Origin of the sequence: Roseovarius azorensis (assembly GCF_900109455.1) — a bacterium.
In the GTDB taxonomy this organism is placed as follows: Bacteria; Pseudomonadota; Alphaproteobacteria; order Rhodobacterales; family Rhodobacteraceae; genus Roseovarius; species Roseovarius azorensis.
Genome location: NZ_FOAG01000011.1, coordinates 40,235 through 52,935 on the forward strand (window position 1 = coordinate 40,235; position 12,701 = coordinate 52,935).

Here is a 12,701-nt window from a genome sequence, read left to right on the forward strand (position 1 = left end):
TTGACATGGTTTCATTGCGAAGCGTGAAAACTGCGGCCCAGCGAGGCGGGCGCGCGGGATTTGTCGCGCGCCATGATGACCAGCACAAGGATGGTGATCAAGTAGGGCGACATGGAAAGATATTCGACCGGAATGGCAAGCCCCGCCGCCTGAAGATTGAGCTGCAGCACCGTGACCCCGCCAAAGAGCCAGGCCCCCAGCAGGACGCGGCCCGCCTTCCACGAGGCAAAGACCACCAGCGCCAGCGCGATCCAGCCCGCGCCTGCCGTCATGCCCTCGGTCCATTGAGGCACGCGAATGAGGCTGATATAGGCCCCGCCCAGCCCCGCGCAGGCCCCGCCGAACAGGATCGCCAGCACCCGGATGCGCACCACCTTGTAGCCAAGCGCATGCGCCGCCTCGTGGTTTTCGCCCACCGCCCGCAGGATCAGCCCGGCGCGCGTGTATTTCAGCATGGCCCAGACCGCGACCACCAGTGCAAGGCCCAGATAGACCATCAGATCATGCGAAAACAGCACCCGCCCGAAAAACGGGATGTCGCTCAGCAGCGGAATGTCCAGCTTGGGCGTGCGGGGCGGCTTGATGCCCACATAACCCTGCCCCAGAAGCGCGCTCAGCCCAAGGCCGAAAAGCGTGAGCGCAAGGCCCGACGCCACCTGGTTGGCCAGCGCGTACTGGGTAAGAAGCGCAAACAGAAGCGCCAGCACCGCGCCACCCGCCGCCGCCGCGACGAAACCCACCAGGGGCGAGCCGGTATTCACCGCGACGGCAAAGCCACAGATCGCGCCGGTGATCATCATCCCCTCGACGCCGAGATTGAGCACGCCCGCGCGCTCGACCACCAGTTCGCCCAGCGCGGCAAACAGAATGGGCGTCGCCGCCACCATGAGCGAGGCCAGAAGCAGCGTCGGATCAATCGAGCCGAATACCATCACGCCACCTCCCGCCGGATCATCCGGATCCGGTAATTGGTCAGCACATCGACCGCCAGCAGGAAAAACAGCAACATGCCCTGAAAGAGCTGGATCGCGGCGGCGGGCAGGCCGAGGTTGGATTGCGCGATCTCGCCACCGATGTAGGTCAATGCCATCAGCAGACCCGCAAGCAGGATGCCAACAGGATGCAGCCGCCCCAGAAAGGCCACGATGATCGCGGTGAACCCGTAGCCCACGTTGAAATCAATGCTGACCTGTCCCGCTGGTCCCGCCACCTCGAACAGTCCCGCCAGCCCGGCCAGCGCGCCGGATGCGCCAAGACAAAAGAGCACCAGCCGCGCCGGGCGCACGCCCGCAAAGCGCGCCGCGCGCGGCGCCTGGCCCATCAGGCGGATGTGATAGCCCAGAATGTGACGGCTGAGCAGGATATAGGCAAGGATCACCGCGATCAGCGCCGCCACCACGCCCCAATGCATGCCCGTTCCGGCAATCAGTTCGGCATTATGCGCGCTCTCGTATTGCCGCAGGTTGCGGGAACCGGGAAAGCCGTGGCCCTCGGGGTTCTTCATCAGCCCGAGCGCCATCGCCGCCAGCAGTTGCTCGGCGACATAGACCAGCATCAGCGAGACGAGGATTTCGTTGGTGCCGAACCGCAATTTCAACACCGCCGGTATCATCGCCCAGGCCCAGCCGCCCAGGCCGCCCGCCAGCACCATCAGCGGAAAGATCGCCCAGCTTTCGGCGGGATAGAATGCCAGCCCCACGCCCGCGCCGGTGAGCGCGCCCACGATATACTGGCCCTCTGCCCCGATGTTCCAGATGCCCGCCCGAAATCCCAGGCTGAGGCCGATGGCGATCAGCACCAGCGGTGCGCCCTTGATCAGCAGTTGCGGCCGGTAATAGAATGCGAATTCGCCAAACAGCGGCTGCCAGAAGATCGTGGCGATCGCCTCGACCGGATCCTTGCCCAGCGCCGCAAACAGCGCCCCGCCCGCGACCATCGTGATCAGCACCGCCAGCAGCGGCGTCAGCCAGGTCCAGAACCGCGACGGCTGTGGCCGCTTTTCCAGCTTCAGCATGACGCGCCCCCTGGTTTCTTCTTGGGAAAAATACCCGAATCCGACGGCTCAGCCATGCGCCACCTCCATGCCATGCGCGCCCCCCATCATCAGGCCGATTTCCTCGACGCCAAGACCTCTGGTGGGTTTGATTTCCGACAGCCGCCCCTCGTTCAGCGCGCCGAAGCGGTCGGAGATTTCCATCAGTTCGTCAAGATCCTGACTGATGCAGATCACCGCCGTGCCGCCCGCCGCCAGATCCAGCAGCGCCTGCCGGATGGCGGCGGCGGCGGCGGCATCGACGCCCCAGGTGGGCTGGTTGACGACCAGAACCCCGGGGCGTTGCAGCACCTCGCGGCCGATGACGAATTTCTGCAGGTTTCCCCCCGACAGCGCCCGCGCCGCTGTCGCCGGTCCGGGGGTGCGCACATCGAATGTGGTGATGATCCGGCGGGCAAACTCCTCTGCCGCGCCCCACCTTAGAAAGCCGTTCCGCATCAGGTTCTCGCGCCGGACGGCGGTGAGCACGGTATTTTCCGTCAGGCTCATGTCCGGGGCGGCGGCATGGCCCAAGCGTTCCTCGGGGGCGGTCAGCAGGCCCAGCGCGCGGCGCGCGGCGGGATCCAGATGCCCGACCGGCGCGCCATGCAGACGGATCGCCTCGGCGTCGACCGGCAACTCGCCGGACAGCGCCGCCAGCAGTTCGTCCTGACCGTTGCCCGCCACGCCGCCCAGCCCCAGAACCTCGCCCTGGCGGACGGTAAAATGGATATTCCGGAGCGAGGTGCCGAACTGCCCCGGCGCCGCAACCGACAGCCCGGTCACATCGAGCGCGATCGGCCCCATGTCGCCCCCTGCACGGGCCGGCGCGGCAAAGGCTCCGCCCACCATCAGTTCCGCCATCTCGCGCGCCGAGGTGTCGCGCGGCACGCAGGTGCCGACGTTGCGCCCCAGCCGCAGGATGGTCGCGTGATCGCAGAGCGCGCGAATTTCCTCGAGCTTGTGCGAGATATAGAGGATCGCCACCCCCTCGGAGGTCAGCTTGCGTAGCGTCTGAAACAGGATTTCCACCTCTTGCGGGGTCAGCACCGAGGTCGGTTCATCCATGATCAGCAGGCGCGGTCCTTGCAGCAGGCAGCGGATGATCTCGACCCGCTGGCGTTCGCCCGCCGACAGATCGCCTACCGTGCGGTGCGGATCGAGCGGCAGGCCGTAATTCTCCGAAACCTGCCGGATCCGGCTGGCAAGGTCGCGCAGGGCGGGCGGGTTCTCCATCCCCAGGGCCACGTTCTCGGCCACGCTCATCGCGTCGAAGAGCGAGAAGTGCTGAAACACCATCGCCACGCCCGCGCCTCGCGCGGCATGCGGATCGGACGGCGCATAGGGTGCGCCGCGAAAGGCCATCGTGCCGCTGTCGGGTTTGACAAGGCCATAGATCATCTTGACCATGGTCGATTTGCCGGCGCCATTCTCGCCCAGCAGCGCATGCACCTCGCCCTCGCGGAGGGTAAAGGAAACCTTGTCATTGGCCAGAACACCGGGATAGGCCTTGGTCAGGCCGGAGACGCTCAGCAATTCCCCTGTCACACGCTGTCCTCTCGTTCCTTGGCGGGCCCTGCGCCCGCCGTCTCGTCCGGTGCGCCGCATTCCGCAGGGTTCTCTTGCCGGATGGGCGCGATCCTAACAGTATTCAAGCGCGCCCGCCTAGACGGAACCGGCGGGCGGCGCGGGTGGCCTTGTCATGGCCCTTGTCGAATGTCCTGATCATTTCCCTGTCCTTCATGGGATCGGTTCGCATCGGATCCGGCATTGCAGCCGGGATTTTCTGCTGATCCTCGTTGTCATCTCCGAAATCTTAGGAAACGCTTTTGCTTCGTGACAAGCGCCGCGCTGCAAGGGTTGTCCCTAGGTCAGCTCACGCTTTCGTGATCGTTCATGGCCGGTCCCGTTTAACCTGTTGTCCGGGCTCGATTTTATCCTCGCATCTGAAAAGATGCCGGGGACTTTCAAATTTCATGCGAAAGAGCTTCCGAATTTCCTGCTGCCCGTTCGGGCAGGTATCAGCAGCTGTCCGGCGATGCCGATGGCGATCGCCTGCGGATGTTTGCCCAGCGCCGGGTCGCCGATCGGGCAGGTGATCCGCGACACCTGCGCGTCGGCATCGCCAAGCGCGGCCAGACGCCGCCTGAACCGCGCCCATTTGCTGTCCGATCCGATCAGCCCGGCAAAGGCAAAGTCGCGGGACAGCAGACGATGGCAAAGCGCCAGATCGAGCGCGTGGTCATGGGTCATGATCAGATGCGCCGCCGTATCGGGGGCATGGTCCATCGCGGTCAGCGGATCGGTGCAGACCCCGATACCTGCGGGCAGATCGTTCAGCCGGTCGGGACGGGTATCGGCGAGCGTGACGCGGATCTCCGGCAGGGGCGCCAGGACGCCCGCCAGCGCCCGCCCGACATGGCCCGCGCCGTGGATCACCACCGGCAAGGCGGGCGCATGGGGCCGCTCTATCAGCCAGCCGCCCGCCAGCACCATACCGGCGCGGCGCAGGGCGGCAGCGGGCGGGGCGCCCGCCCCCGCCGCCACCGGGCGCGCCCAGACTGCGGTTGCGGCGATGGCCGCCGCCGCCTCGTCCAGTCGTGCGGCGTCATAGATTTCGGTGACCAGCGTAACCGCCCCGCCACAGCATTGTCCGAGCGCGGGGCCAAGCGCCTGCCGCACCAGCCGTTGCGCCGGGCCGCCCGCCAGCATATCGCGCGCCGCACTGACCGCTTCGAATTCCAGCCGCCCGCCGCCGATGGTGCCGGATTGCCCGCCGTTCCAGACCAGCATCGCCGCGCCCGCCTCGCGCGGGGCCGAACCGCGGGTTTCCGCGATCACGACCCGCGCAACGCGGCCCTCCGCCGCCACCGCCGCGCGCAAGACGTCGAGATCAAACACCGCCACAGCCCCTCTGCCGCTCGACCGCCCGCAGGATACGCTCTGGCGTGGCGGGCGCGTCAAGCGCGGGATAGCCCGGCCCGCAGGCCGCCACCGCGTCCGACAGCGCCATCAGCGCCGAAATGCCCAGCATCAGCGGCGGTTCGCCCACCGCCTTGGAGCGATAGATCGTCTCGGCCCGGTTCCCGGCGTCCCAGAGCGCCACGTTGAACACTTCGGGCCGGTCGGAAAAGGCCGGGATCTTGTAGGTCGAGGGCGCATGCGTCCGCAGCCGCCCGGCGGCGTCCCAAACCAGTTCCTCGGTCGTAAGCCAGCCCGCGCCCTGCACGTAGCCGCCCTCGATCTGGCCGATATCGAGCGCGGGATTGAGCGAGGTTCCGCAATCATGCAGGATATCGGCGCGCAGGATTCGGTTCTCGCCGCTCAGCGTGTCGATCACCACCTCGGTCACCGCCGCGCCATAGGCAAAGTAGAAAAACGGTCGCCCCTGACCCCGGATCCGGTCCCAGGCCAGCCCCGGCGTCTTGTAGAACCCGGTCGATGACAGGCTGATCCGGTGCTCGTAGCACAGCCTTGCCGCCTCGGCGAAACTCAGGCGATGCGCGCCCGCCTGCACCGCGCCGCCTGCAAAAACAACCTCATCCGGTCGCTGCTGATGATATTCCGCCAGAAATTCCGCCATCCGCTCGCGTATGGTATCGCAGGCCGCCCGGACCGCCATGCCGTTGAGATCGCTGCCCGAACTCGCGGCGGTGGCAGAGGTGTTGGGCACCTTGGCGGTATCGGTGGCGGTGATGCGGATCGCACCCTGCGACAGGCCAAAACGCGCGGCGGCCACCTGCGCCACCTTCTGGAACAGCCCCTGCCCCATCTCGGTGCCGCCGTGATTGATCGCGACCGAGCCGTCCTGATAGACATGCACCAGCGCCCCCGCCTGATTGAGATGGGTGAGCGTGAAGGATATCCCGAACTTGACCGGGGTGAGCGCGATGCCCTTCTTCAGCACCGGGTTGGCGGCGTTCCACGCGGCAACGGCGTCGCGTCGCGCGTGGTAGTCGCTCGATGCGACCAGCGCCGTGGTCATCTCGTGCAGGATGAAATCCTCGACCACCTGTCCATAGGGCGTGGTCTGCGGCTTCATCTGGCGGGAAATACCTTCGGGGGGGCGCGCCGCAGGCGCGTGGGGGGCAGACAGCCCCCCGTCCGCGGCCGCCGCATAGTAATTCCGCTGCCGCACCGCGAGCGGGTCCAGACCCAGCACATGCGCGATGTGATCCATCACCCGTTCGATCCCGACCATCCCCTGCGGCCCGCCGAATCCGCGGAATGCGGTGGCCGACGCGGTGTTGGTGCGCAGCCGGTGGCTCTCGATCCGCGCGGCGGGCAGATGATAGGCGTTGTCGGCATGCAGCATGGCGCGGTCGGCCACCGGCAGCGACAGGTCCTGGGACCATCCGCAACGGGCGTACTGCACGAACTCCACCCCGGTCAGCCGACCCGTGTTGTCGAAACCCGCGCGATAGGTGATGCGGAAATCGTGGCGCTTGCCGGTGATGGCCATGTCGTCGTCGCGGTCATAGCGCATCTTGCAGGGCCGTCCCGTCACATGCGCGGCCACCGCGCAGGCGACGGCGAGCGCATTGGCCTGGCTCTCCTTGCCGCCGAAACCGCCGCCCATGCGGCGCGTCTCGACCCGCACCGCGTGCATCGGCCGGCCCAGCGCATCGGCCACCTTGTGCTGCACCTCGGTGGGGTGCTGCGTCGAGGCGTGGACCAGCATGTCGCCGTTTTCCTGCGGCAGGGCGAGCGCGGCCTGGCCTTCGAGATAGAAATGCTCCTGCCCGCCGATTCCGATCACGCCCTCCACCACATGCGGCGCGCCGGCGATGGCGGCGGCGGCGTCGCCCTTTTGCCAGAGGCGCGGACCCTCCTCGAACCGGCTGTCTGCGGCCAGCGCCTCGTCGATGGTGAGGATCGGCGGTTCCTGCGCGCAGGTCAGCACCGCAAGGTGCGCGGCGCGCCGCGCGGCGAGATGATCCGTGGCGATGACGAGAAACAGCGGCTGTCCGTGGTAATGGATCGCGCCGGTGCTCAGCAGCGGTTCGTCATGCGCCGAGGGCGAGCAATCGGCGTCATGCGGCAGATCGGCGGCGGTCAGCACCGCCACGACGCCGGGGGCGCGGCGCACCTCTGCCAGAGCCATCGCGGTGATCCGCCCGCGCGCGATATCGCTCAGGCCAAAGGCCAGATGCAGCGTGTCGCGGGGGACGGGGATGTCATCGACATAGCGCGCGGCGCCCGTCACATGCAGGCGCGCGGCGTCATGCGGCAGGGACTCCGAGACACTCATGCCCGCACCTCCAGCACCGAGACGGGTGCGCCCTGATCCTCCAGCAGATACCGCATCAGAAGGTTGCGCGCGGTCGCGAGACGATAGGCGTCCGAGGCGCGCATGTCCGACAGCGGCGTGAAATCGCGCCCCCAGGCATCCCCAGCGGCTAGGACGCTGGCCTCCTCCCAGGGCTGGCCGATGAGTGCCGCCTCGACATGGGCGGCGCGTTTGGGGATGCCCGCCATGCCGCCAAAGGCGATGCGCGCGGCCTGAACGCGCCCATCCTCTACCGTGATGCTGAAACACCCCAGCAGCGCCGAGATGTCCTGATCGAAGCGCTTGGAAATCTTGTAGCAGCGCAGGCGGTCGGGCTGGCGCGGGATCGTGACCGCCTCGACGAACTCGCCCGGCGCACGGTCCTGCTTGCCGTAATCGAGAAAGAAATCCCCGATCGGCAGGCTGCGCCGCACCTCGCCCCGCCGCAGATGCAGCGTGGCCCCAAGGGCGATGAGGGCAGGCGCATTGTCACCGATGGGCGAGCCATTGGCGATATTGCCGCCCAGCGTCGCCGCACAGCGCACCTGATCGGAGCCGTAGCGCCGCAGCATCGCGGCGTAAGAGGGGTGATGCGGCGCGATCGCCTGCATCAGCCGGGCGACGGTCACGCCCGCGCCAATGCGGATATGGCTGTCGGTTACCGCGACCTCCTGCAGATCCGCGCATCCGCCGAGAAAGATCGGGCCGTCGAGATCCCGTAGCTGTTTCGTCACCCAGAGGCCGACATCGGTTGCCCCGGCGATCAGCGTGGCATCGGGGTTTGCGGCATAGATCTCTGCCAGTTCATCGGCGCTCTGCGGGTGCTGGCCGCGAGGGGGGCTGTCCACCCCCCGCCCTGCGGGCCCCCCCGAGGGTATTTCACCCAAGCAGAAACCGGGATCGGCCAGCGCCGCCCGATCGGTTTGCATCCAGTCCGGCACCGGGGCGGTCTCGGCGGCGCGCGCGGCGCGCAGGATCGGCGCATAGCCGGTGCAGCGGCACAGGTTGCCCGCAAGGCTGCGGTCGTGATCGGTGTCGCCGCGCAGATGCGCGCAGGCCATGGCCGCGATGAAGCCCGGCGTGCAGAACCCGCATTGCGAGCCGTGATGCTCGATCATCGCCTGCTGCACCGGATGCAGTTGCCCGTCCGGTCCGCTGATCCCCTCGACGGTGCGCACCGCGCGGCCCTGAAGCTGTGGCAGAAAGAGGATACAGGCGTTGAGCGCGCGGCTGCCGGTGTCATCGGTGACGATCACCGTGCAGGCCCCGCAGTCGCCTTCGTTGCAGCCCTCCTTGGTGCCGGTCAGGCCGCGCGTCTCGCGCAGCCAGTCGAGCAGCGTGCGCGTGGGCGCCACATCGCGCAGCGCCACGGTCTCTCCGTTCAGAAGAAACGAGATTGTCATTCCTGAAGCCCGCCGCGTTACCGATACCTGCCCTTGCATGCCTGACCTTCGATGCGGCGTAGAAGGCGGCGGGCGTGTCCTGTCGGGTTTCGATGAAAGCGATCAAAATGCGCTTTGGCAAGTCTTTTGTTTGTCCGGCCCGGCGGCTAGGGTGGCCGGCATGAGCAGCCATCCCCGATTCATTCACCTGCGCGTGCATACCGAATATTCCCTGCTCGAAGGGGCCGTGCGGCTGAAGAAGCTGCCGGGGGCATGCGCCGCGGCCGCAATGCCCGCGGTGGCGGTCACCGACACCAACAACATGTTCGCCGCCCTCGAATTTTCCGTCACGGCGCAGGCGGCGGGGATACAGCCGATCATGGGTTGCCAGGTCGATCTGGCCTATGTGGCCACCGCGCCGGGCGAACGCGCCAGACCGCCCGCGCCGGTGGTCCTGCTGGCGCAGAACGAGGCCGGTTACGCCAACCTGATGAAGCTCAATTCCTGCCTCTATCTGCGCGGCGACGGGGCGCTGCCGCATGTGACGATGCAGGAATTGCAGACCCATGCCGGGGGGGTGATCTGTCTGACCGGCGGGCCGGACGGGCCGGTGGGGCGGCTCTTGCAGGGCGGGCAGCGCCCGGCGGCGGAGGCGCTGATGGCGGGGCTGCGGGACATGTTCGGCGACCGGCTATATGTCGAGTTGCAGCGCCACCCCGGCGAGACCGGCGCACCCGAGGCCGAACGGCTGACCGAGCAGGGCCTTGTCGAGATGGCCTATGCGATGGATCTGCCGCTGGTCGCCACCAATGACGTCTATTTCCCCGAGGCGCGGATGTTTGAGGCGCATGATGCCCTCTTGTGCGTGGCCGAGGGGGCCTATGTCGATCAGAGCGCGCCGCGCCGCCGGCTGACCCCGCAGCATTATTTCAAGTCGCAGCAGGAAATGGCCACGCTTTTCGCCGATCTGCCCGAGGCGCTGGAGAACACGGTCGAGATTGCAAGGCGCTGCGCCTTCGGGGCCGCGCGGCGCGATCCGATCCTGCCGCGCTTTGCCGATGACGAGGTCGAGGAACTGCGCCGTCAGGCGCGCGCCGGGCTGGAACAGCGGCTGGCGGTCATCCCCCATGCCGCGCCGGTCGAGGAGTATCGGAAGCGGCTGGAATTCGAGCTGGGCATCATCGAGGGCATGGGGTTTCCGGGGTATTTCCTGATCGTGGCCGATTTCATCAAATGGGCCAAGGATCACGACATCCCGGTGGGGCCGGGACGCGGCTCTGGCGCGGGCAGTCTGGTGGCCTATGCGCTGACCATCACCGACCTTGACCCGCTGCGCTACAGCCTTCTGTTCGAGCGGTTCCTGAACCCCGAACGGGTCAGCATGCCCGATTTCGACATCGACTTCTGCATGGATCGCCGCGAGGAGGTGATTCAATACGTGCAGGAAAAATACGGCCGCGACCGGGTGGGACAGATCATCACCTTTGGCGCGCTGCTCAGCAAGGCGGCGGTGCGCGACATCGGCCGGGTGCTACAGATGCCCTACGGGCAGGTGGACCGCCTGTCGAAGCTGATCCCGGTCGAGGGGGTCAAGCCGGTCAGCATCGAGCAGGCGCTGGCGCAGGAGGATCGCCTGCGCGAGGCGGCGCGATCCGAGGAAGTGGTGCAGCGCCTGCTCGATTACGGCATGCAGGTCGAGGGATTGCTGCGCAATGCCTCGACCCATGCGGCGGGGGTGGTGATCGGCGACCGCCCGCTGGACGAGCTGGTGCCGCTCTACCGCGATCCGCGCAGCGACATGCCGGCGACGCAGTTCAACATGAAATGGGTGGAACAGGCGGGGCTGGTCAAGTTCGACTTTCTGGGTCTCAAGACCCTGACCGTCATCCAGAACGCGATCGAGCAGATCCGCGCCTCGGGGCGCGATCTGCATGTCGCCGCCGATGGCGGCGTGATCTACCAGCCCTTCGAGGGGGCCGAGAACGACATCGGGCAGATCCCGCTCGACGACGCAAAGACCTATGACCTCTTTGCCCGCGCGCGCACCGTGGCGGTGTTTCAGGTGGAAAGTTCGGGCATGATGGATGCCCTCAAGCGGATGAAACCCACCTGTATCGAGGATATCGTGGCGCTGGTCGCGCTCTATCGTCCCGGCCCGATGGAGAACATCCCGACCTATTGCGAGGTCAAGAACGGCCTGCGCGCGCTGGAATCCATCCATCCGCTGATCGACCACATTCTGGAAGAGACCCAAGGCATCATCGTCTATCAGGAACAGGTGATGCAGATCGCGCAGGTGATGGCGGGTTACAGCCTTGGCGGTGCGGACCTGCTGCGCCGCGCCATGGGCAAGAAGATCGCCGCCGAGATGGCAAAGGAGCGCCCGAAATTCGAACAGGGCGCTATGGCGAATGGCGTGGACAAGAAGAAGGCCAACGAGGTTTTCGACCTGCTGGAGAAATTCGCCAACTACGGTTTCAACAAGTCGCACGCCGCCGCCTATGCGGTCGTCAGCTATCAGACTGCATGGCTCAAGGCCAATCACCCGGTCGAATTCATGGCCGGTGTGATGAATTGCGACATCCACCTCACCGACAAGCTGGCAGTCTATTTCGAAGAGGTGAAAAAGGGACTGGGCCTGAAATGGGCCGCGCCCTGCGTGAACCGGTCCGAGGCCACGTTTGTGGTGCGCGAGGGCGCGTTGCATTATGCGCTGGGCGCGCTCAAGAACGTGGGCGTCGAGGCGATGAAGCTGATCGTCGCGGGCCGGGGCGAGCGCCCGTTCGTCACGCTCTATGATCTCGCCCGCCGGGTCGATCTCAAGCGGATCGGCAAGCGCCCGCTGGAGATGCTGGCGCGCGCCGGGGCGTTTGACGTGCTCGACCGCAACCGCCACCGGGTGTTCGAGAGCATCGAGGCGCTGATGAACTATTCCGCCGCCACCCATGAACAGCGCAATTCCAGCCAGGTCTCGCTGTTCGGCGAGGCGGGCGACGATCTGCCCGAGCCACGCCTTGCCACGGTCGAGGACTGGCTGCCCGCCGAACGGCTGACCGAGGAATTCAAGGCCGTGGGATTCTACCTCTCGGGACATCCGCTGGACGATTACATGACCGTGCTGCGGCGGCAGGACGTGAAAACGCTGGACGAGGTTACGGCAATGGCCGAACGCGGCCCGGCGCTGGTCAGGATGGCCGGGGTCGTGGCCGGGCGGCAGGAGCGCAAGTCGGCGCGCGGCAACCGCTTTGCCTTTGTGCAGCTATCCGACACCACGGGCGGTTACGAGGTGACGCTGTTCTCGGAAACGCTGGAGAAGTCGCGCGATTTTCTGGAGACCGGCGCGCAGGTGGTGATCACCGCCGAGGCGACGCTGGAAAGCGATCAGCTGAAGCTGTTGTGCCGCAACGTGCAGCCCATCGACGGCATGGTCGCGGGCGCGGGCGCTGTGGGATTGCGGATCTTTGTCGATCAGCCCGGCGCGATCGGTTCGGTCGCCACGGTGCTGGAGGGGGCGGCGAAAGCCGTGCGCGCGGGCGCACCGGGGCCGATCCATTTCTGCCTGCTGGGTCAGGGTCTGCCCGGCGAGGTCGAGATCGACAGCGGGATGGAATACCCGGTCACGCCGCAGATCAAGGGCGCGATCAAGAGTCTTAACGGCGTGGTGATGGTCGAGGAAATCTGACGGGTCCGCCCCGTCATCCCGGACTTGATCCGGGATCTTCCGGTATCATGAGACCCCGGATCAAGTCCGGGGTGACGGGTTGCGCCGGTCAGTAATGCGGCGGGCGCTCGTCGCCCAGGATCACGCCGCCGTCGCTGTCGGATTGCCGCGCCGCCTCGCGCGCGATCAGCATGTCGACACGCGCGCGCAGGCGGTCAATCTCGCGGTCCTGCCGCGCGACCACATCCGAGAGGTCGTCAAGCGCGCGCGTCAGATGGGCGATCTTTTCTTCAAGCTCTGTCATGGCACCGCTCTAGCCGGGCCGCGACATCCGGTCAATCGTGCAGCCCGCCTTGC

General features: G+C 66.8%; 8 protein-coding genes. 1 reads left to right on the forward strand and 7 read right to left on the reverse strand.

Translation table 11 applies throughout. The annotated features are described in order from the left end of the window. Window positions 1–11: 11 nt before the first annotated feature. The 6 genes from BSG08_RS15015 to xdhA form a co-directional block, all read right to left on the reverse strand. Entirely contained in the window at window positions 12–932 is a 921-nt protein-coding gene (locus BSG08_RS15015; RefSeq protein WP_093038620.1) for an ABC transporter permease, read from the reverse strand. Then, window positions 932–2,014 carry an ABC transporter permease gene (locus BSG08_RS15020; protein ID WP_093038622.1) on the reverse strand — a complete coding sequence of 361 codons (1,083 nt, stop codon included), beginning with the start codon at window positions 2,012–2,014 and terminating at the stop codon, window positions 932–934. The genes BSG08_RS15015 and BSG08_RS15020 overlap by 1 nt, the downstream gene beginning before the upstream one ends. A gap of 48 nt (window positions 2,015–2,062) precedes the next feature. Then, window positions 2,063–3,580: an ABC transporter ATP-binding protein gene (locus BSG08_RS15025; protein ID WP_093038624.1), complete on the reverse strand. Its 1,518-nt coding sequence runs from the start codon at window positions 3,578–3,580 to the stop codon at window positions 2,063–2,065. Between the two features lie 426 nt (window positions 3,581–4,006). Further along, window positions 4,007–4,933 carry a xanthine dehydrogenase accessory protein XdhC gene (xdhC, locus tag BSG08_RS15030; protein WP_093038721.1) on the reverse strand — a complete coding sequence of 309 codons (927 nt, stop codon included), beginning with the start codon at window positions 4,931–4,933 and terminating at the stop codon, window positions 4,007–4,009. After that, window positions 4,926–7,283 carry a xanthine dehydrogenase molybdopterin binding subunit gene (xdhB, locus tag BSG08_RS15035; RefSeq protein WP_093038626.1) on the reverse strand — a complete coding sequence of 786 codons (2,358 nt, stop codon included), beginning with the start codon at window positions 7,281–7,283 and terminating at the stop codon, window positions 4,926–4,928. Before xdhB ends, xdhC begins: the two co-directional genes overlap by 8 nt. Further along, complete coding sequence (gene xdhA / locus BSG08_RS15040) at window positions 7,280–8,704, reverse strand: xanthine dehydrogenase small subunit (RefSeq protein WP_093038628.1); 1,425 nt, start codon at window positions 8,702–8,704, stop codon at window positions 7,280–7,282. The genes xdhB and xdhA overlap by 4 nt, the downstream gene beginning before the upstream one ends. A gap of 160 nt (window positions 8,705–8,864) precedes the next feature. Between xdhA and dnaE the strand changes: the two genes are divergently transcribed. After that, window positions 8,865–12,365 (forward strand): DNA polymerase III subunit alpha, encoded by a 3,501-nt coding sequence (gene dnaE, locus BSG08_RS15045; RefSeq protein ID WP_093038630.1) that lies wholly within the window; start codon window positions 8,865–8,867, stop codon window positions 12,363–12,365. A gap of 88 nt (window positions 12,366–12,453) precedes the next feature. Here the strand turns inward: dnaE and BSG08_RS15050 are convergent, their stop codons facing one another. Next, on the reverse strand, window positions 12,454–12,648 hold the full coding sequence (locus BSG08_RS15050; protein ID WP_093038632.1) for a SlyX family protein: 195 nt from the start codon (window positions 12,646–12,648) through the stop codon (window positions 12,454–12,456). Window positions 12,649–12,701 lie beyond the last annotated feature (53 nt).